This window comes from Mesorhizobium sp. WSM4820, assembly GCF_055811075.1.
On the sequence record NZ_JBVVQN010000002.1, the window covers coordinates 139,992 to 160,538 of the forward strand.

18 protein-coding genes are annotated in these 20,547 nt (G+C 63.9%); 10 read left to right on the top strand and 8 right to left on the bottom strand.

What is annotated here, in order from left to right:
* Positions 1-10 precede the first annotated feature (10 nt).
* The 5 genes from AC0L2R_RS04060 to AC0L2R_RS04080 all read left to right on the top strand — a co-directional run bounded on the left by AC0L2R_RS04060 (position 11) and on the right by AC0L2R_RS04080 (position 5,959).
* Positions 11-1,054 (top strand): CobW family GTP-binding protein, encoded by a 1,044-nt coding sequence (locus AC0L2R_RS04060; protein WP_473476426.1) that lies wholly within the window; start codon positions 11-13, stop codon positions 1,052-1,054.
* Positions 1,055-1,207: 153 nt separating this feature from the next.
* Positions 1,208-2,182, top strand: a complete 975-nt coding sequence (locus AC0L2R_RS04065; protein WP_473476429.1) for a WD40 repeat domain-containing protein — start codon at positions 1,208-1,210, stop codon at positions 2,180-2,182.
* A 150-nt stretch (positions 2,183-2,332) separates the two neighbouring features.
* Positions 2,333-3,715, top strand: coding sequence for an aspartate aminotransferase family protein (locus AC0L2R_RS04070; RefSeq protein ID WP_473507808.1), 1,383 nt, complete (start codon positions 2,333-2,335; stop codon positions 3,713-3,715).
* A 13-nt stretch (positions 3,716-3,728) separates the two neighbouring features.
* Complete coding sequence (locus tag AC0L2R_RS04075) at positions 3,729-5,150, top strand: glutamine synthetase family protein (RefSeq protein WP_473507809.1); 1,422 nt, start codon at positions 3,729-3,731, stop codon at positions 5,148-5,150.
* Between the two features lie 86 nt (positions 5,151-5,236).
* On the top strand, positions 5,237-5,959 hold the full coding sequence (locus tag AC0L2R_RS04080; RefSeq protein WP_473508065.1) for a UdgX family uracil-DNA binding protein: 723 nt from the start codon (positions 5,237-5,239) through the stop codon (positions 5,957-5,959).
* 3 nt (positions 5,960-5,962) lie between these two features.
* Here AC0L2R_RS04080 and AC0L2R_RS04085 read toward each other — a convergent pair whose 3' ends face one another.
* The 4 genes from AC0L2R_RS04085 to AC0L2R_RS04100 form a co-directional block, all read right to left on the bottom strand.
* Positions 5,963-7,228 (bottom strand): glycerate kinase type-2 family protein, encoded by a 1,266-nt coding sequence (locus AC0L2R_RS04085; protein WP_473507810.1) that lies wholly within the window; start codon positions 7,226-7,228, stop codon positions 5,963-5,965.
* A complete protein-coding gene (locus AC0L2R_RS04090; protein WP_473507811.1) occupies positions 7,225-7,728 on the bottom strand; it encodes a heme-degrading domain-containing protein in 504 nt (167 codons plus the stop codon). The genes AC0L2R_RS04085 and AC0L2R_RS04090 overlap by 4 nt, the downstream gene beginning before the upstream one ends.
* A gap of 74 nt (positions 7,729-7,802) precedes the next feature.
* Positions 7,803-9,116, bottom strand: coding sequence for a guanine deaminase (gene guaD / locus AC0L2R_RS04095; protein ID WP_473507812.1), 1,314 nt, complete (start codon positions 9,114-9,116; stop codon positions 7,803-7,805).
* Positions 9,117-9,118: 2 nt separating this feature from the next.
* Positions 9,119-10,336: a urate hydroxylase PuuD gene (locus tag AC0L2R_RS04100; protein ID WP_473507813.1), complete on the bottom strand. Its 1,218-nt coding sequence runs from the start codon at positions 10,334-10,336 to the stop codon at positions 9,119-9,121.
* A 341-nt stretch (positions 10,337-10,677) separates the two neighbouring features.
* On the opposite strand from AC0L2R_RS04100, the gene AC0L2R_RS04105 reads away from it, so the two are divergent.
* A complete protein-coding gene (locus AC0L2R_RS04105; RefSeq protein ID WP_473507814.1) occupies positions 10,678-11,598 on the top strand; it encodes a LysR family transcriptional regulator in 921 nt (306 codons plus the stop codon).
* A gap of 21 nt (positions 11,599-11,619) precedes the next feature.
* Here the strand turns inward: AC0L2R_RS04105 and xdhC are convergent, their stop codons facing one another.
* The 4 genes from xdhC to uraH form a co-directional block, all read right to left on the bottom strand.
* Complete coding sequence (gene xdhC, locus AC0L2R_RS04110; protein ID WP_473507815.1) at positions 11,620-12,609, bottom strand: xanthine dehydrogenase accessory protein XdhC; 990 nt, start codon at positions 12,607-12,609, stop codon at positions 11,620-11,622.
* Between the two features lie 77 nt (positions 12,610-12,686).
* Positions 12,687-15,035, bottom strand: a complete 2,349-nt coding sequence (gene xdhB / locus AC0L2R_RS04115; RefSeq protein ID WP_473507816.1) for a xanthine dehydrogenase molybdopterin binding subunit — start codon at positions 15,033-15,035, stop codon at positions 12,687-12,689.
* Positions 15,035-16,516 carry a xanthine dehydrogenase small subunit gene (gene xdhA / locus AC0L2R_RS04120; RefSeq protein WP_473507817.1) on the bottom strand — a complete coding sequence of 494 codons (1,482 nt, stop codon included), beginning with the start codon at positions 16,514-16,516 and terminating at the stop codon, positions 15,035-15,037. Before xdhA ends, xdhB begins: the two co-directional genes overlap by 1 nt.
* 3 nt (positions 16,517-16,519) lie before the next feature.
* Positions 16,520-16,894, bottom strand: coding sequence for a hydroxyisourate hydrolase (uraH, locus tag AC0L2R_RS04125; protein WP_091592675.1), 375 nt, complete (start codon positions 16,892-16,894; stop codon positions 16,520-16,522).
* Between the two features lie 193 nt (positions 16,895-17,087).
* Between uraH and puuE the strand changes: the two genes are divergently transcribed.
* The 4 genes from puuE to AC0L2R_RS04145 are packed head-to-tail and all read left to right on the top strand — an operon-like array spanning position 17,088 to position 20,507.
* On the top strand, positions 17,088-18,521 hold the full coding sequence (gene puuE / locus AC0L2R_RS04130) for an allantoinase PuuE (RefSeq protein ID WP_473507818.1): 1,434 nt from the start codon (positions 17,088-17,090) through the stop codon (positions 18,519-18,521).
* Positions 18,522-18,550: 29 nt separating this feature from the next.
* Positions 18,551-19,414: a bifunctional allantoicase/(S)-ureidoglycine aminohydrolase gene (locus tag AC0L2R_RS04135; protein WP_473507819.1), complete on the top strand. Its 864-nt coding sequence runs from the start codon at positions 18,551-18,553 to the stop codon at positions 19,412-19,414.
* A complete protein-coding gene (locus tag AC0L2R_RS04140; RefSeq protein WP_023796832.1) occupies positions 19,411-19,914 on the top strand; it encodes an ureidoglycolate lyase in 504 nt (167 codons plus the stop codon). Before AC0L2R_RS04135 ends, AC0L2R_RS04140 begins: the two co-directional genes overlap by 4 nt.
* Positions 19,914-20,507 carry a nucleoside deaminase gene (locus tag AC0L2R_RS04145; RefSeq protein ID WP_473507820.1) on the top strand — a complete coding sequence of 198 codons (594 nt, stop codon included), beginning with the start codon at positions 19,914-19,916 and terminating at the stop codon, positions 20,505-20,507. Before AC0L2R_RS04140 ends, AC0L2R_RS04145 begins: the two co-directional genes overlap by 1 nt.
* The last annotated feature ends 40 nt before the right edge of the window (positions 20,508-20,547 follow it).

The window sequence follows — 20,547 nt, forward strand, 5'->3', positions numbered from 1 at the left end:
GAGGCCCATCATGAGCGATGCACAGACGACACAAATCCCCGTAACCGTTCTCACCGGCTATCTTGGCGCCGGCAAGACGACGCTGCTAAACCGCATCCTTTCGGAAAACCACGGCAAGCGCTACGCCGTCATCGTCAATGAGTTCGGTGAGATCGGCATCGATAACGAGCTGATCGTGGAATCCGACGAGGAAATCTACGAGATGAACAATGGTTGCGTCTGCTGCACGGTGCGCGGCGACCTGATCCGCGTCGTCGAGGGCCTGATGCGCCGGCCAGGCCGCTTCGACGCCATCGTGATCGAGACCACCGGACTCGCCGATCCGGTGCCGGTGGCACAGACCTTCTTCATGGACGACGACGTGCGCTCCAAGACCAGGCTCGACGCGGTGGTGGCGCTGGTCGACGCCAAGCACCTGCCGTTGCGGTTGAAGGATTCCCGCGAAGCCGAGGATCAGATCGCCTTTGCCGATGTCGTCGTGCTCAACAAGACCGATCTCGTCACGCCGGAGGAACTGAGCAAGGTCGAGGCGACGATCCGCGCGATCAACCCGGCGGCCCGGATCCACCGCGCCACGCGCGCCGGCGTGGCGCTGTCCGAGGTGCTCGACCGCGGCGCCTTCGACCTTTCCCGAGCGCTGGAGAACGATCCGCACTTCCTCGAGGCGCGTGACGACCACGACCATCATGACCATGATCATCACGATCATGACGGGCATGACCACCATGATCACGCGCACCCGTCCGATATCCACGACGTGACGGTGCAGTCGGTGTCGTTGCGGGGCGGCGAGATGGACCCGAAAAAATTCTTCCCCTGGATCGAGAAGATCACCCAGATGGAAGGCCCGAACATCCTGCGCCTGAAAGGGATTATCGCGCTTAAAGGCGATGACGAGCGCTACGTCATCCAGGGCGTGCACATGATCATCGAGGGCGACCACCAGCGCGCCTGGAAGGACGGCGAGAAGCACGAGAGCCGGCTGGTCTTCATCGGCCGCGAACTCGACGCCGAGCGGCTGAAGAAGAGTTTTGATGCCTGCCAGGCAGCTTGATTTTCAGGCTCTATAACGCTAGCGCTGCACGTTCTTTCCTTCTCCCCTTGTGGGAGAAGGTGGCCGAGCGAAGCTCGGTCGGATGAGGGTGTTCCAGCTTGGCAACGACGGCACTCCGTCCAGCACCAGCCGAAATCTCGAATGGAATCTCCCATGCCGACAGTCGCCCCGCTTGATCTCCAGGGACATTGCATCGCCGCCGTCTTTCTTGGCGACGTGCCGCATTTCGCGCTGGCCGACGGCACGATCCATCGGCTGGACCATGGCCACAAGACGGCGCAGGCCAATGACGGGCTGCTCGCCGCCTTCCACGATGCGGCCAACGACCGGCTGATCACCGGCGGCGAGGACGGCAAGATTTTTTCCGTTACCGCCGGCGGCAATGCGACAGAATTGGCCAACGCCGGGAAGAAATGGATCACCAGCGTCGCCGCCGGACCACAAGGCGCTGTCGCCTATGCCTCGGGCAAGATCGCGATCGTGCGTTTCGCCGACGGCAAGACCAAGGAATTCTTGCATCCGCGTTCGGTCGAGGGGCTGGCGTTCTCGCCCAAGGGCATGCGCTTCGGCGTCGCCCGCTACAATGGCGCGACGCTGCATTTCCCGGCGGCGAACGGCAAGCCGGTCGAGCTGGAATGGGCCGGCGCCCATACCGGCATCACCTTCTCGCCGGATGGCGCCTTCCTCGTCACCACCATGCAGGAGAACGCGCTGCATGGCTGGAAGCTCGCCGACGGCAAGCACATGCGGATGAGCGGCTATCCCGGCAAAGTCAAAAGCCTGTCGTGGGCGCCCAAGGGAAAATGGCTGGCCAGTTCCGGGGCCCCGGCGGCGATCGTCTGGCCGTTTTCGGGCAAGGACGGGCCGATGGGCAAGGCGCCGCTGGAACTCGGCACGCGCGGCAACGCCATGGTGACCTCGGTCGCATGCCATCCAAGCCAGGATGTCGTCGCCGTCGGCTATGACGACGGCATGGTGATGGCGGTGCGTTTCGCCGACGCCAAGGAGGTGCTTCTGCGCCGACCGGGCAAGGGCGCCATTACCTCGATGATGTGGGACAAGCAAGAACGCCGCGTCGCCTTCGGCAGCGCCGCCGGCGACTGCGGCGTCATCGATATTTCGGCCTAGGGCCGTAGGGGAGTAGGGCAGTAGGGGAGTAAGGGAGTAAGGGAGTAAGGGAGTAAGGCAGCTATTCCCCTACTGCCCTACTGCCCTACTGCCCTACTGCCCTACTGCCCTACTGCCCTACTCCCCTACTCCCCCTATTTGAGGGCATTCATGCATACAATCGACCATTCAAAGACGGCCATCAGTGGCATCGGCCCTGCCCGCATCGCCGATCTGCGTGAGACCGAAGCAGAAGCCTTCCGCAAGGCAAGGCCGAAATCGGCAGCCAAGGTCGGCAACGGCCTGCCGGGCTTCTTCGGCGGCGTGCCGATGCACTGGATGAACGACTGGCCGACGCCGTTCCCGCTACTGGTCGACAGCGCCAGAGGCGCCACTATCACTGACATCGACGGCAATCGGCTCGACGATTTCTGCCTCGGCGACACCGGCTCGATGTTCGGCCACTCGCCGCCGCCGGTCGCCCTCGCCATCCGTAGGCAGGCCGGGCGCGGCCTGACCTACATGCTGCCTTCAGAAGATGCGGTCGCTATCGGCCCGTTGCTGCAACAGCGCTTCGGCCTGCCGTTCTGGCAGATCGCGACAACGGCGACCGATGCCAACCGCTTCGCGCTGCGCGTCGCCCGCGCCATCACCGGCCGGGAAAAGATCCTGGTCTTCAACGGCTGCTATCACGGCTCGGTCGATGAGACGATGGTGCGGCTGGTCGACGGCAAACCGGCCAACCGACCGGGACTGGCCGGCGAATTCCGCGACCTGACCCGGGCGACCGATGTCGTCGAGTTCAACGATTTGTCGGCGCTTGAGACAGCACTCCGGGACCAGCAAATCGCCTGTGTCGTCACCGAGCCGGTGCTGACCAATTCCTGCATGGTGCTGCCCGACCCCGGCTTCCACGAGGCGCTGCGGCGTCTCACCCGCGCTGCCGGCAGCCTGCTGCTGATCGACGAGACGCACACGATCTCGACCGGTCCCGGCGGCTACACCAGGAAACACGGCCTGGAGCCGGACTTGTTCGTGCTCGGCAAGTCGATCGCCGGCGGTGTGCCGGCCAGTGTGTGGGGGATGAGCGAAGACGTCGCCACCCGCTACGCCGACTATGTCAGAACCAAGGAACCAGGCTATTCCGGCATGGGCACGACGCTCTCGGCCAATCCGCTGCAGTTCGCGGCGATGCGCGCCACGCTCGAAGAGGTGATGACCGACGAGAACTATAGCCATATGGACCATCTGGCGCGGCAGCTCGACGCCGGGCTGACCGCCGTCATCGACCGTTACCGCCTGCCTTGGCATGTTGCCCGAGTCGGCGCCCGCGTCGAGTTCATCTGCGCACCCGGCCCGCTGAGGAATGGCGGCGAGGCGGAAGCAGCGCACGCACCGGCGCTCGAAGCGGCTGTGCATGTTGCGCTGGTCAATCGCGGCGTGCTGATCGCGCCGTTCCACAACATGATGCTGATCTCGCCGGCGACCAGCGCTGCCCAGGTGAACCGCCTGATCACGGCCTTTGGCGCGGTTGCGGCAAGGCTCGCGGCATGAGACAAGCTTGCACATGAGAGAAGCGCAGAAGCAAACTTTGAACGCCATCATCGCCTCCCCTTCGGGCTCGACGCCCGCCGAGGCGCAAACCTTTCTCGACGCCCATCCCGAGATCGAAGCGTTCGACATCGTGCTGACCGATGCCAATGGCGTCGGGCGTGGCAAGATCGTGCGCCGGCACGAGTTGATGAGCATCTTCGAGGGCGGCAGGCATATGCCGATCTCGATCCTCGGCCTCGACATCACCGGCGAGGACGTGCACGAGACCGGACTGATCTGGACGACGGGCGACGGCGACCTGCGGGCATGGCCGATCCCCGGCACGCTGGTGCCGCTGTTCGGCACACAGCCGCCGCGCGGCCAGGTGCTGATGGCGATGTACCATCTCGATGGCCAGCCGATGTCCTCCGACCCGCGCCTGGCGCTGGGCCGGCAGGTGGAGATACTGGCGGCCAAGGGCCTGCATCCGGCCGGCGCCTTCGAGCTCGAATTCTTCCTGCTTGCCAACGAGCGCGACGCCGACGGCAAGGTGCAGCCGGCGCACGCGGTGCTCGACGGCCGCCGCTCGGCCAAGACAGAGGTCTATTCCGTCGACCATCTGCACGGCATGGAGCCGCTGTTTTCCGATATCTATGCCGCGGCCAGGGTGCAAGGCATCCCGGCCGAGACGGTCATTTCCGAATATGCGCCCGGCCAGTACGAACTGACGCTTAACTATCGCAAGGACGTGATGCGGGCCGCCGACGACCTCGTCATGCTGAAACGGCTGGTGCGGGCGCAGGCGCGCCGCCACGGCGTCACTGCCTGCTTCATGGCCAAGCCGATCGAGAAATACGCCGGCTCCGGCATGCATTTCCATGTCTCGCTGCAGGACAAGGCCGGCGACAACGTCTTTGCCGAAGCCAGCGGCGAGACCTGGTCCTTGCCGCTGCTGCGCGGACTGGGCGGCCTCATCCAGACCATGGCCGAATCGATGCTGGTGTTTGCACCGCACGCCAATTCATGGCGGCGTTTCGTTTCGCAATCCTATGCGCCGGTGGCGCCGACCTGGGGCGTCAACAACCGCTCGGTGGCATTGCGCGTGCCGGCTGGCGACGCGAAAAACCGGCGCATCGAGCACCGGCCGTCGGGCGTCGACGCCAACCCCTATCTGGTGGCGGCAACCGTGCTGGCCGGCATCGTCAAGGGTCTCGATGAGGGCCTCGATCCAGGCCCCGAAACCACCGGCAATGGCTACGAATCAGCAATCACGCGCACCACCATGCCGGTGGACTGGCGCGCCGCGATCGAGGCGGCAAGGGCCTCGACATTCCTCAAAGCGGCGCTGGGGGAAGACCTGCACCGAACATTCGTGGCGATCAAGCAATCCGAATATCTGCGGGTAGCGCGCACGGTCAGCGAACTGGATTATCATCTCTATCTGCACGAGGTGTGAGGCATCGCATCGCCGGTCATTCGCCCAGCGAAAGCCGGGTCCCGGCTATTTGAAGGAACCTTTCTGGGGCTTCGCTCATTCCGCATCTGATCGCAGCAGCGGGCAAGGCCGCATCAGCCATGATCGCCAGGATGCAGACAAATTCTCCAAACCACGCCAAGGTGCAGGCAAGACGCTGGCCCAAGCCTGAATTGCCTGAGACGGCAGAAGACGATGGCGCAAGCACCATTCCCGAACTCAGCGAAGTGGCGAAGGCCTGTCGCCGCTGCCCGCTGTGGCGCAACGCAACGCAGACCGTGTTCGGCGAAGGGCCTGACAAGGCCAAGGTGGTTTTCGTCGGTGAACAGCCAGGCGACCAGGAGGATCTGGCCGGCAAACCTTTCGTCGGTCCGGCGGGAAAAGTCTTCGACGCCATCCTGGACGATGCCGGCGTCGACCGGCTGAAAGTCTATGTCACCAATGCGGTCAAGCATTTCAAGTTCGAGCCGCGCGGCAAGCGGCGCATCCACTCGAAGCCGAATGCCGGCGAGGTGCAGGCCTGCCGCTGGTGGCTCGACAGGGAGCTCGATCTGATCAAGCCCAATCTGGCGGTGGCGCTCGGCGCAACGGCGGCGCAGTCGCTGCTCGGCAAGGTCGTGCCAATCATGAAGATGCGCGGCGCGGTCGTGGAGCGGGACGATGGCTTGCCTGTGTTCGTCACCATCCACCCGTCCTTCATCCTGCGTATTCGCGAGCCGGCGGACAAGCAGGCCGAACGCGAGCGGTTCCTGCAGGACATGAAGGCAGTGAAAAAGCTGATGGCCGCCTGACCCCTATCTGATCAGGATTGCCCTCAAATCATTGACGTTCGTTCCGGTCGGGCCGGGCACGAAGAGATCGCCGACGGCGTTGAATGCCGTCCAGGCATTGTTGCCGGCAAGCATCGCCTTGGCATCGACGCCTGCCGCCCGCATCCGCGACACCGTCGAGCCGTCGGCAAAGGCGCCGGCATTGTCCTGCGAACCGTCGATGCCATCGGTGTCAGCGGCCAGTGCATGGGCGCCCTCCATGCCGCTGATGCCGATGGCGAAGGCAAGCAGAAACTCGGTGTTACGACCGCCCTTGCCCTTCGCCCGCACCGTCACCGTCGTCTCGCCGCCTGATAGAATCAGCACGGGCTTCGGGAAAGGCCGGTTGCGCGTCGCGACTTCACGGGCGATTGCCGCATGGACACCCCCAACTTCGCGCGCTTCGCCCTCGATGGAATCGGAGAGGATGGCCGCCTCGATGCCATGGCGCCTGGCTTCGGCCGCAGCCGCTTCCAGCGAGACGCCGGCCGAGGCGATCAGATGCACTTCGTTGCGCGAAAAACGCGGATCATCGACGCGCGGCGCATCGGCGGCCGGCGAATTGATATGCGCCATCACGGCAGCCGGCAGTTCCATGCCATAGCCGGCGATCGATGCCAGCGCCTCTTGGCGGTTGCCGGAATCGGGAACGGTCGGGCCGGAAGCGACCAGCGCCGGATTGTCGCCGGGAATGTCGGAGACGACCAGCGACACCAGCTTTGCCGGATAGGCAGCTGCCGCCAGCCTGCCGCCCTTGATGGTGGAAACATGCTTGCGGATGGTGTTCATGGCGGCGATCGGCGCGCCGCAGGCGAGCAGCGCCTCGTTGACGGCGATCTCGTCGGCCAGCGTCAAACCTTCGGCGGGCGCCGGCAGCAGCGCCGAGCCACCGCCGGAGATGAGCGCCACGACCAGATCGTCCGCGGTCAGCCCCTGCACCTTTTCGAGCAGCCGGCGCGACGCTTCGAGCCCTGCGGCATCCGGCACCGGATGCGCCGCCTCGATGATCTCGATGCACTGGCATGCCGCGCCATAGCCGTAGCGGGTGACGACCAGCCCTTCGATCGGCCCGTCCCACACTTTTTCGAAAGCCGCCGCCATCTGCGCCGAGCCTTTTCCTGCACCAATGACGATGGTGCGCCCCTTCGGCATTGCCGGCAGATGATCCCTGATCGTCCTCTGCGGATCAGCGGCGGCAACGGCGGCATTGAAGATGGCGGCGAGGAAGGATTTGGGATCGAGCGCGGTCATTTTGCTTCCGGCGGCAGTGCCAGCTCGCGCCCGTCGACGCCGAGGTGGCTGCACAGCGCATCGACGACGACGCCGTGATCCTCACGCTCCGGCAGGCCCGAGACCGCGATCACACCGATGACGCCGGCACCTTTGACCGTTATGGGAAAGCCACCACCGGCCAGCACATAGTCCGATATGTCGAGCCCCTCGCCCGGCTTGAAGCTGCGGTCGGGACGCTGCTGCTCCAGCACCATGCGGTAGGTGCTTTTCAGGAACCGCTGCACCACGTTGATCTTGCGCCGCGCCCAATCCGGATTGGAGGCGTTCGAGCCCGGCATTGCCGCGTAAAACAGCGGCCGGTCGAAGGTCCTGATGTCGACGATGATCGGCAAGCTCTGGGCCAGTGCCCGGTCGCGGATCGTCGAGCCGATCTTGAAGGCGATAGCTTCATCGAAGACCGAGAAGACAAGCTCGGCTTCCTGTTTCTGGATCAGAGCGATATCGTCTGCAACGGCCATGTCGTTCCCCTATCAACGTCGCGGCACCCTTTGACCGATGGCTGCCGCTGGGTCAAGCGGGACGTGTGGGATAGCTAAACCGCCATATCGGTCTTCATCGCCCGCCCGGCGACGTAGACCTCGCGCACGGCGCGGTCGTCGCCCAGCGTCTGCAGCAGAAACAGCTCCTCCGCCAACGTGTCCGCCGTCTCCATCCGCAGCCGCATGGCCGGCGTGGCGCGGGCATCGAGGACGACGATGTCGGCATCGCTGCCTTGGTCGAGCGTGCCGATCCTTTCCACGATCGACAGCGCCTCGGCATTGCCGCGGGTGAGCTGCCAGAACGACTGGAACGGATTGAGCTTCTCGCCGTTCAGCGCGATCACCTTGTAGCCCTCATCCATGGTGCGCAGCATCGAGTAATTGGTGCCGCCGCCGATATCGGTGGCGGTGGCAATGCGGAGTGGTTTTTCGCGGCGGCGGTAACGCTGATAATCGAACAGGCCCGAGCCGAGGAACAGGTTCGAGGTCGGACAGAACACGGCGACCGAGCCCGTGTCCGAAAGCGCATCCGCCTCGCGTTCCGAAAGATGGATGCAGTGGCCGAACAGGCTTTTGCGCCCGAGCAGCCCATAGCGCTCGTAAACATCGGTATAGTCGCGTGCCTGCGGATAGAGTTGCAGCGTAAAGGCGATCTCGGCGTGGTTTTCCGACAGATGCGTCTGCATGTGCAGATCAGGATATTCGCGGCAGAGCGCGCCCGCCATTTCCAACTGTTCGGGCGAGGAGGTGATGGCGAAGCGCGGCGTGATGGCATAGTGCTGGCGCCCCTTGCCATGCCACTCCTTAATCAGCGCCTTGCTGTCGTCATAGGCCGATTGCGGCGTGTCGAGCACGCCCTCCGGCGCGTTGCGATCCATCATCACCTTGCCGGCGATGTTGAGCATGTTGCGGTCATGCGAGTCGGCGAAGAACGCTTCGGCCGATTCCCTGTGGACCGAGCAATAGGCGGCGACTGTCGTCGTGCCGTGGCGCACCATCTCGTCGAGGAACAGCCTGGCGATGCGGCGGCCGTGCTGGGCGTTCTGGAATTTGGTTTCCGCGGGAAAGGTGTAAGTGTTCAGCCAGTCGAGCAGCTCGGCGCCGTAGGAGGCGATAACCTGCATCTGCGGAAAATGCGCATGCGCGTCGATGAAACCAGGCAGCAGCAAATGCGGGCGGTGGTCGATCTTTTTTGCGCCTTCATCAGCCTTTTTCTCGACGTCGGCATAGGCGCCCGCGGCAACGATCCTGCCGTTGCGAAGCAGCAGGCCGCCGTCGTCCTCGTAGCGCCAGGCGGAATGGTCTTCGACGGTCTCAGGCCAGCGCAGGAAGGACAGCGTGCGGCCGCGCAGGAGCGTGCTGGTCATGCCTATTTCCCCGCCTCCTCGAACCATGCCACCAGCAGCGCCCGCTCCTTGTCGGTGATATGGGTGACGTTGGCGGGCGGCATCGCGTGGCTGCGGCCGGCCTGCAGGTAGATCTCGCGGGCCTGCCCGGCGATACCGGCGTCCGTGTCGAGCATCACACCTTTCGGCGCGTGATAGATGCCCTCGTAGGACGGCTCCTGCGCATGGCACATCGAGCAACGGCCAAGCACCGTATCGCGCACTGCGGGAAAATGCGCCGAGGCGATATAGACCTGTGCCGTCGAGGACGCCTTGACTTCGCCGGTCAGCACTTTCGGCGCGGTCGACAGCCAGATGATGACGACGAACAGGACGGCGGCCGCCAGCCAGATCCAGGTCGGGTTGCCCTTGCGCGCATGCATGGTGTTGAAATAGTGCCGGATCAGCACGCCGATGATGAAAACCAACGAGGCGATCACCCAGTTGAACTGGGTAGCAAACGCCAGCGGGTAGTGGTTCGACAGCATCAGGAAGAGAACGGGCAGCGTCAGGTAATTGTTGTGCAGCGAGCGCTGCTTGGCGATCTTGCCGTATTTCGGATCTGGCTTCCTGCCGGCGATCAGGTCGGCGACGACGATCTTCTGGTTCGGAATGATGACCATGAAGACATTGGCCGACATGATCGTCGCGGTGATGGCGCCAAGATGCAGGAAAGCGGCGCGGCCGGTGAACAGATGGGTAAGACCCCAGGCGATGAACACCAGCACGCCATAGAGCACCAGCATCAGGCCGGTGTCGCTCCTGCCAAGCGGCGAACGGCATAAGAGATCGTAGACCACCCAGCCGACGCCGATCGTCGCCAGCGACAGCAAGATGCCTGTAGGCACCGACATGGCAAGCACGTTGGGATCGATCAGGAAGAGGTCCGCGCCGGCATAGTAGACGACGCACAGCATGGCAAAGCCCGACAGCCAGGTAGCGTAGGATTCCCATTTGAACCAGGTCAGGTGCTCAGGCATTTCGGTCGGCGCCACGAGATATTTCTGGATGTGGTAGAAGCCGCCGCCATGCACCTGCCATTCTTCGCCGAAGGCGCCGACAGGCATACCCGGACGCTGGCGCAAGCCGAGATCGAGCGCGACGAAATAGAAAGACGAGCCGATCCAGGCTATGCTGGTGACGACATGCAGCCAGCGCACGGCGAAACTCAGCCAGTCCCAGAAAATCGCAAAATCGATCATTGAAAAGTCGTCCCTGCCGATTGGGTGACTTTACGGACTGGAGCGCAAACGGAAAGGGCCGAGCGGCACGATGACTTTCAAAAAAAAATGGAAAATACTACAGCGCCGCGCGTCCCTTGGACGCGCAAAAGACGCTGTAGAACTTTATCTGGTGCATGATCCTTTCCGAAAATCGATTCCGATTTTTCGGGGTCATGCACTAGCGCCGCGCGTCCCTTGGACGCGCAAAGGACGCTGTAGAACTTTATCTGGTGCATGATCCTTTCCGAAAATCGATTCCGATTTTTCGGGGTCATGCACTAGGGTTATCCCTGCGCAGCCGCATGAGAGCCCAAAGCCGCATGGCCTATCTCGAAAACATCTCCGTCTTCGTTCGCGTCGTCGAGCTCGGCAATCTGTCGGCGGCGGGGCGCGACATGCGCATTTCGCCAGCGGTCGCCTCCAACCGCATCAAGGAGCTCGAAAAACATCTCGGTGTCAGGCTGTTCAATCGCACGACGCGGCAATTGATGCCGACCGAGCACGGCACGGTGTTCTACTCCGGCGCCAAGCAGGTGCTTGAGGCGGTCACCGAGGCGGAAGCCGCCGTCAGCGCTTTGTCCGGCCAGCCGCGTGGCACCATCAAGGTGACAGCGCCGCTTGGCCTCGGCCGGCGGCTGGTGGCGTCGGGAATCCCCGATTTCCACGACAAATATCCTGACATCGAGGTTCGGCTGAGGCTTTCGGACCACAATGTCGACATCATGAAGGAAGGCATCGACGTCGCGTTCAGACTGGGTATCATCGAGGATTCCAGCCTGAGAATGCGCGGCATCATGGAGTGCGAGCGGGTGCTGGTGGCGGCGCCGAAGTATCTGGAGACGCGCGGCGAACCGACCGAGCCGCAGGAACTGATCGCCAACAAACACGACTGCCTGATGCTGCGCTACGCCGGCGCGCGCGAATATGTGTGGACGCTGCAGACGGCCGACGGTCCGCGGAAATTCGAGGTGCACGGACCCTATGACACCGACGATGGCGACGTGCTGACCGGCTGGGCGCTGTCGGGCCGCGGCATCATCAACAAGCCGCGCTTCGAGGTCGAGCCGTTCATCCGCGACCGGCGTCTGAAGGTGATCCTGCCCGACACGCCACCGACGCCGGTGCAGTTCGCCGCCGTCTACCCGCACAAGAAGCTGCAGGACCCGAAGGTGCGGCTGCTGCTCGATTTCATGGCCGAGCGCTGCCAACGGCTGATCAAGGAAATTCTGGCCGGAAAATGAGCGTTGCTCGAATTCTGGCCGTCAGCCGGCCATTGCCTTGCCACGAGAGACGGGGTGCGGCGCGGCTCGCGCGCCAGCATGGGCGGCCAGTGCCGTCATGATCTCGGCCGCCGCCAAGGCCGCAATGACTTGCGGACGCTTGTCCTTGACCGCATCGCCGCCGATCGGCGAGACGAGGCCGGCAAATTGCGCCTCGCTGCCGTCCGCCGCCTTCAGGAACCAGTTCCTGAATGTCGCCTTCTTGGTCTTCGAGCCGATCATGCCGACATAGGCGGCATCCCGGCGTTTCAGTGCCTCGGCGACGATCAGGAAATCCAGCGCGTGGTCGTGGGTGAGGACGACGAACGCGGCGCCAGCCGGAGCCTTGCGCACCATCGCCTCGGGCATTGGCGTCAGGCTGGTTTCGACCGTGTCCGGCATGCCCTCCAGCGCCTCGGCCCGCGTCTCGACAACGACGACACGGACCGGCAGCAAGGCCACCGCCGAGGCCAGCGCCTGGCCGACATGGCCGCCGCCGAAGATGTAGACATGCGGCATCTCCGCCTGCTCGGCGTCCGCCGCCGCGACCAGCTCTTGCGCCAACGCCGTGTCGACCAGCCGGATCAGCACCTCGACCCTGCCGCCGCAGCACTGGCCGATCTCGGGCCCGAGCGGGACATCGAGCGTCGTGCGCGTATCCCTCCCCCTTGGGGGGAGGGTGGCGCCGAAGCCGTCGGGTGGGGTCGCCGCGCCAGTGCTCGACGCTCTGGCGGTGCCTCCTGAGACGACCCCCTCTGGCCGCTCCGCGGCCATCTCCCCCTCAAGGGGGGAGAAAAGCAGCTGCCGTGCCTTATCGATCGCGATGAATTCGAGCTGGCCGCCGCCGATCGTGCCAAAAATCGCCGCGCCCGAGACGAGCATGAAGGCGCCCTTCTCGCGGGGCGTCGAGCCTTTGGTCCCGGCCACCTCGACCAGGGCGACACGGCCGGCGCCGCCAAGAAATGCTTTCAGGGTTTGCACTTTCGAGGTCATGTTTTTGCTTTCCCTATCGGGAAACATAGGGTTTTTCGGCCCGGATTGCACGCCTTGTACGAACCCCGGGACCGAGTTCAAGCACCAGCCTTGGCTTCCCTCTTCAGCCGTTCGATCGCCATCAGCACCCGCTCCGGCGTCGCCGGTGGGTCGAGGCGCGGGCAGATCCGGTGGTCGGCAACGCTTGCCACCGCATCCGACAGCGCATGCAGCACCGAGATGCCGAGCGGCAGCGGCGGCTCGCCGACCGCCTTGGAGCGGTGCACCGTCGGCTCGCTCGCTTCCGGCCAATCGGCCAGCGTCACATTGAAGATCTTCGGTCGGTCCGAGGCGAGCGGAATCTTGTAGGTCGACGGCGCATGGGTGCGCAGCCGGCCCTTTTCGTCCCACCAAAGCTCCTCCGTCGTCAGCCATCCCATGCCCTGGATGAAGCCGCCTTCGACCTGGCCAAGGTCGATGGCGCGGTTCAGCGAGCGGCCGGTCTCGTGCAGGATGTCGGTGCGCTCGACGACATATTCGCCGGTCAGCGTGTCGACCGAGACTTCCGAGCACGCGGCGCCATAGGCGAAATAATAGAAGGGACGACCCTCGCCCTTGTCGCGATCCCAATGGATTCTCGGCGTCTTGTAGAAGCCCGCCGCCGAAAGCTGGATGCGCGCCATATAGGCCTGCCTGATGAGATCGGCGAAGGCGATCTCCTGGTTGCCGATGCGCACCCGGTTGGGCAGGAACAGCACCTGGTCGCGCGGCACCTGGTATTTTTCGGCTGCGAAGTTGGTCAACCGCTCCTTGATCTGCCGGGCCGCGTTCTGCGCCGCCATACCGTTGAGGTCGGAACCGGACGATGCGGCGGTCGCCGAGGTGTTCGGGACCTTGCCGGTCGTGGTCGCGGTGATCTTTACCTGGTCGAGGTCGATCTGGAATTCTTCCGCCACCACCTGCGCCACCTTGACGTAGAGACCCTGCCCCATCTCGGTGCCGCCATGGTTCAGATGCACCGAACCGTCGGTGTACACATGCACCAGCGCGCCGGCCTGATTGTAGTGCGTCGCGGTAAACGAGATGCCGAACTTGACCGGCGTCAGCGCCAATCCACGCTTGATGAAGCGGCTGTTGGCGTTGAAAGCTTCAATGGTGCGGCGACGCCTCGCATAGTCGCAACTCGCCTCCAGCTCGGCGACGATGCGGTGGATGATGTTGTCCTCGACCGTCTGGTGATAGGGCGTGACGTTGCGGTCGCTGGTGCCATAAAAATTCTTCTTGCGAATCTCGAGCGGGTCCTTGCCGACGGCAAAGGCGACCTCTTCGATGACACGCTCGGCGCCGACCATGCCTTGCGGCCCGCCGAAGCCGCGGAAGGCGGTGTTCGACACGGTGTTGGTGTAGAGCGGCGCCGATTGCGCATGAACCGCCGGCCAGAAATAGGTGTTGTCGCAGTGGAACAGCGCGCGATCGGTGACCGGGCCCGACAGGTCCGCCGAGAAGCCGCAGCGCGCCGCAAACATAAAATCGACGCCGAGGATATTGCCCTCGTCGTCGAAGCCGACCTCGTAATCGACGAGGAAGTCATGGCGCTTGCCGGTGGCGATCATGTCGTCGTCACGGTCGGGCCGGATTTTCACCGCGCGATGGTGTTTTTTCGCAGCAATCGCCGCGAGCGCGGCAAACTGGTTGCCTTGCGTTTCCTTGCCGCCAAAGCCGCCGCCCATGCGGCGGATCTCGACCGTGACGGCATGGCTCGGCACGCCGAGCGCATGGCTGACCATGTGCTGGATTTCGCTCGGATGCTGGGTCGACGAATAAATGGTGACGTCCTGATCCTCGCCGGGAATGGCCATGGCGATCTGGCCTTCGAGATAAAAATGGTCCTGGCCGCCGATGCGCATTTTTCCTTTCAGCCGGCGCGGCGCCGCCCTGATCGCAGCCGCGGCATCGCCGCGCCTCAGGGTCAGCGGCGGCGTGACCAGCTTGTCCTTCCTGGGATCGAGGACGCCGATGTCGGTGACGAAAGGCAATTCCTTGTATTCGACCTTGGCCAGCCTTGTGGCGCGGCGCGCCTGCTCGCGGGTTTCGGCGATGACGCAAAAGATCGGTTGGCCGAAGAACTGCACCTTGCCGTCGGCCAGCACCGGTTCGTCGTGGCGGCCGGTCGGCGAAATGTCGTTTTCGCCCGGCACGTCGCTCGCCGTCAGCACGTCGACGACGCCGGGTGCTGCGCGCACCGCCGCCAGGTCCATGCTGCTGATGGTGGCATGCGTGGCCGTCGAAAGCCCGAGGCAGCCATGCAGCATGCCGGATGATTCCGGCATGTCATCGATATAGACGGCCGTGCCGCGGACATGCTTGTGCGCGGAATCATGACGCTGGTCGGTGGCAACGCCACCAGCGATTTTCTGCGCCTTGAGGTTTGGAGCGTGCTTGGTCATCACGCCGCCTCGTGGCGCGATATCTGGATCGGTGCTTTGCTGCCGCTGGTCTCGGCGAAGAACCGCAACAGCAGGTTGCGCGCCGCCAGCGCCCGGTATTCGGCGCTCGCCCGCATGTCGGTCAGCGGGGTAAAGTCTTTGGCGTACTCGGCCATGGCGGTCTCGACCGTCGGTTCCGTCCAGGGCCTGCCGAGCAGCGCCTTTTCCACGCCGAAAGCCCGCTTCGGCGTTGCCGCCATGCCGCCATAGGCGATGCGCACCTCCGCCACCGTGCCGTCCTTGGCCAGGGCCAGCAGGAATGCGCCAAGTGCGGCGGTGATGTCCTCGTCACGGCGCTTGGTGATCTTGTAGACGGCGAATTTGGTATCCCTGCCCGGCACTGGGACATGCACGGCCTCGACGAATTCGCCCGGCTGTCGGTCCTGCTTGCCATAGGCGATGAAGAAGTCGTCAAGCGAGATCGTCCGTCGCTTGTTGCCGCGGCGCAGCGTCAGCCGCGCGCCGAGTGCGATCAGCGGCGGCGGCGTGTCGCCGATCGGCGAGCCATTGGCGATGTTGCCGCCGATCGTGCCCATGTTGCGCACTTGGTCGCCACCGATGCGATCGAACAGCGGGCCTAGCGCCGGGATGCGTTTCGCCAGCATTGAGAAAGCCTCGGTGTAGGTGACACCAGCGCCGATCGAGATGATGCCCTTGTCTTCGGAAATCCGGCACAGCCCGTCGAGATTGCCGATGAAGATCGCCGGCGCAATCTCGCGCATGTGCTTGGTCACCCACAGGCCGACATCGGTCGAACCGGCAACGATGGTGGCGCCCGGCTCCTTGTCGAGCACGGCGGCGAGGTCGTCGGCATCGGCCGGGACGACCAGGCGCTGCTTGCCGGCGCCGATCTCGATGCGCGAACCGTCTTTCATCGCTTCGAGCTTGCTCGTGATCGCCTTGCGCTCCGCTGCCAGCGGATCCTTTGCCGCCTTGCCGTAGCTGGAGATGGCACGCGCCGCCCGCATGATCGCCTCGTAGCCGGTGCAGCGGCAGAGATTGCCCTGAAGCGCCTTTTCGATGGCTGCATCCGACGGCTCCGGTGACCGCATCCACAGGGCATAAAGCGACATGACGAAGCCCGGCGTGCAGAAGCCGCATTGCGAGCCGTGGAAATCGACCATCGCCTGCTGCACCGGATGCAGTTTTTCGCCGTCGCCGCGCAGATGCTCGACGGTTACGACATGCGTGCGATCGAGCGAGCCAAGGAAGCGGATGCAGGCATTGACGCTTTCATAGACGAGCCGGCCGCCTGACAGCCTTCCGACCAGCACGGTGCAAGCGCCGCAGTCGCCCTCGGCGCAGCCTTCCTTGGTGCCGCGCAGCGAGCGCTCGAGCCGCAGCCAGTCGAGCAAGGTCTCGTCGGGCGCGACCGTAGTCAGCGCAACATCCTCGCCATTGAGGATGAAGCGTATCTCATTGCGTATCTTGAGCCTCGTCATGTCTCAGCTCCCCCGATAGGTCGAATAGCCGTAGGGCGATATGAGCAGCGGCACGTGATAGTGCATCGGCTCGGCCATGCCGAAGCGGATCGGCACGCTGTCGAGGAAGGCCGGTTCCGGCAGTCTCAACCCCTGCCGGCGCAGATAGTCGCCGGCGGCGAAGACCAGCTCGTATTCGCCGGTGCGGAATTCCGCGTCGGCAAGCAGCGGCGCGTCACACCGGCCGTCGGCGTTGGTGACCGCTGTCTTCAGATGCGTCCGCATGTCGTCGTTGATGCGGTAAAGCTCGATCGACAGGCCTGCCGCCGGCCTGCCGGCCGCGGTGTCGAGGACATGGGTCGTCAGACGTCCGCCTTCGGCTTTCGACGTTTCCGCCACTGGCTGCTCCCATTCCGGTACACTCGAACATGTCCGGTACAGTCGAACATGTTTGGCGAATTGTGCGCCCATTAAAGGCGATGCATAAGTCCCGGTCGAGTGAAGTGCTGCAAAAACACTTTCAAAAATTTTCGGGGGAATGCGCAAGCAATCCTTTCGACTATCCTGATCACACTATCCGGCAGGAGCGACAATGCGTTACGAACGAGACATGCGCGGCTACGGCGCCAATCCGCCGGATCCAAAATGGCCCGGCAGGGCGCATGTCGCGGTGCAGTTCGTCGTCAATTACGAGGAAGGCGGCGAAAATTGCGTCCTGCACGGCGACAAGGCTTCGGAAGCCTTCCTGTCCGAGATCGTCGGCGCTGCACCTTGGCCCGGGCAGCGCCACCGGAACATGGAATCGATCTACGAATATGGCGCCCGCGCCGGCTTCTGGCGATTGCTGCGCCTGTTCACCGAGGCTGAGGTGCCGATCACCTGCTACGGCGTCGCTACAGCACTGGCGCGTTCGCCCGACCAGGTCGTGGCGATGCAGGAGGCCGGCTGGGAGGTTGCCTCGCACGGGCTGAGATGGATCGACTATCGCGACCATGCGCCGGAAGACGAACGCCGCGACATGGACGAGGCAATCCGGCTGCATTACGAGGTGACAGGCGCACGGCCGACCGGCTGGTACACCGGCCGCACATCGATCAACACCGTGCGGCTGGCGGCGGAAGAGGGCGGCTTCGACTATGTGTCGGACACCTATGACGATGAACTGCCGTACTGGTTCGAGCATGGTGGGCCGGACGGGTCGGCAAAGCCGCAGCTCATCATCCCCTATACGCTCGACGCCAACGATATGCGTTTCGCCACGCCGCAGGGCTTCAACTCGGGCGACCAGTTCTTCGCCTATCTCAGGGATAGTTTCGATACGCTCTATGCCGAGGGCAAGGCAGGACGGCCGCGCATGATGAATATCGGCCTGCACTGCCGCCTCGTCGGCCGGCCGGGCCGGGTCGCGGCGCTGAAGCGCTTCGTCGACTACGTCAAATCACACGACAGGGTCTGGCTGGCGCGACGCATCGACATTGCAAGGCACTGGCAAGAGAACCATCCGTTCCGGCCGCCGACGCTGCGCCCGTCGAAGATGGAATTCGAGGCTTTCGTCCAGGCATTCGGCGGCGTATTCGAGCATTCGCCGTGGATCGCCGAGCGCGCCTATGAGCTGGAGCTCGGTCCGGCGCATGACAGTGCCGGCGGTCTGCACAATGCGCTGTGCCGTGTCTTTCGCGGCGCCAGCGGGGCCGAGCGGCTCTCCGTGCTCAACGCCCATCCCGACCTTGCCGGCAAACTGGCGCAAACCAAGCGGCTGACTGCGGAATCGGCCAGGGAACAGGCTTCCGCAGGGCTCGAGGGGTTGACCGACAAGGAGCGCGAGCTGTTCTCAAAGCTCAATGCCGCCTACGTCGCCAATTTCGACTTCCCCTTCATCATCGCGGTGAAAGGCAAGACCAAGGAAGAAATCCTGGCGGAGTTCGAGGCGCGCATCGGCAACAGCCGCGGCGTTGAATTCGAAACCGCCTGCAAACAGGTCGAGCGCATCGCACTGCTCCGCCTCAAGGACATGCTTCCGCAATAGGCCTTGCTTCCGCAATAGGCTCTGAACTGATGGACACGATGAAAATGGCCGACCGAACCTATTATGCGCCGCAGGGCGGCCACCCCGGCCAGAGCGAGCTGCTGACCGGCCGCGCTGTCTTCACCGAGGCCTACGCCGTTATTCCAAGGGGGGTGATGCAGGACATCGTCACCAGCGCCCTGCCGTTCTGGGACAAGACCCGCGTCTGGGTGCTGTCGCGTCCGCTGTCCGGGTTTGCCGAGACGTTTTCGCAATACATCGTCGAGGTCGCGCCCGGCGGCGGCAGCGACCGGCCGGAACCGGATGCCGGCGCCGAGGGCGCCCTGTTTGTGGTCGAGGGCGAGCTGAGCGTTTTGCTGGCTGGCGAGAAGCATGTCCTGCAGCCGGGCGGCTTTGCTTTCCTGCCGCCGACCAGCGGATGGAGCGTTCGCAACGAGAGCAGCGCTGCTGTCCGCTTCCACTGGATCCGCAAGGCTTACGACGCCGTCGAAGGCATTGATGTCCCGCAAGCCTTCTTTGCCAACGAACAGGACATTGCGCCGACGCCGATGCCCGGCACCGAGGGCCGTTGGGCGACGACGCGCTTCGTCGACCCTGAAGACATGCGCCACGACATGCATGTCACCATCGTCACGCTCGAACCGGGTGCGGTCATCCCCTTCGCCGAGACGCATGTCATGGAGCACGGTCTCTACGTGCTGGAGGGCAAGGCCGTCTACCGCCTCAACCAGGACTGGGTCGAGGTCGAGGCCGGCGACTATATGTGGCTGCGCGCCTTCTGTCCGCAGGCCTGCTATGCTGGCGGCCCCGGAAAATTCCGCTATTTGCTCTACAAGGATGTCAACCGGCACGCCAAGCTTGGTGGCGCCGGCGTGGGGAGGCGCGCGCCATGACCCGCATCGTGGCGCGGCCGCTGACCCGTGAAAATTTTGCCGAGTTCGGCGACGTCATCGATATGGGCGGCGGCAATCACTACCCGATCAATGGCGGCAAGGCCGAGCGCTATCACGATCTCGCCACCGCCGAAGCGCAGGGACCGAATGGGCACGTGCTGATCTCCATGGTGCGCGGCACGCCTTACGATTTTCCGCTGAAGCTCACCATGGTCGAGCGTCACCCGTTCGGCAGCCAGGCTTTCATCCCGCTGTCGCCACGGCCGTTCCTGGTCGTCGTCTGCCATGATGGCGACGACGGCCCGGGCGAGCCGCATGCCTTCCTCACCGCGCCCGGGCAGGGCGTCAATTATCCGCGCAATCGCTGGCACGGCGTGCTGACGCCGATCGGCGAGGCCCAGGATTTCCTCGTCGTCGACCGCGGTGGCGACGGCGCCAACCTCGACGAGTGCCATTTCTCGCACGCTTACGAGATCCATCTTCCCGATGGGAGCCAGTGATGGCCGACGTCTCGCTGATCGACCGCCTGCTCGACGTCATCGAGCATGACATCGTGCCGAAGACGGCCGAAGGTGTCGCCCATGGCAACAAGCTTTTCGGCGCGGCGATCTTGCGCAAGGACGACCACTCGCTGGTGCTCGCCGAGACCAACAACGAGACTGAGAACCCGCTCTGGCATGGCGAAGTTCACTGCCTGAAGCGGTTCTACGAAATGCCCAAGGCTGAGCGCGTCGACACCAGGGACGCGATTTTTCTCGCCACGCATGAACCCTGCTCGCTCTGCCTGTCGGCGATCACCTGGACCGGCTTCGACAATTTCTACTATTTGTTTTCGCATGAGGATTCGCGCGACAGCTTCGCCATCCCGCACGACCTGAAGATCCTGAAGGAGGTCTTCACCCTCGACCCCGGCGGCTACAATGCCGAGAACGCCTACTGGAAGAGTTTTTCGATCCGAAAACTGGTGTGTTCGCTGCCCGAGACCGAGCGGCTGCGACTGGAACCGCGGATCGGCAAAATCTCCGCACGCTATGACGAATTGTCCAGCGCTTACCAGGCGAGCAAGGACGAAAACGACATTCCGTTGAGTTGACGCGGATTGACCAGCCGAATTCGTTGGCTGGCCCACGACG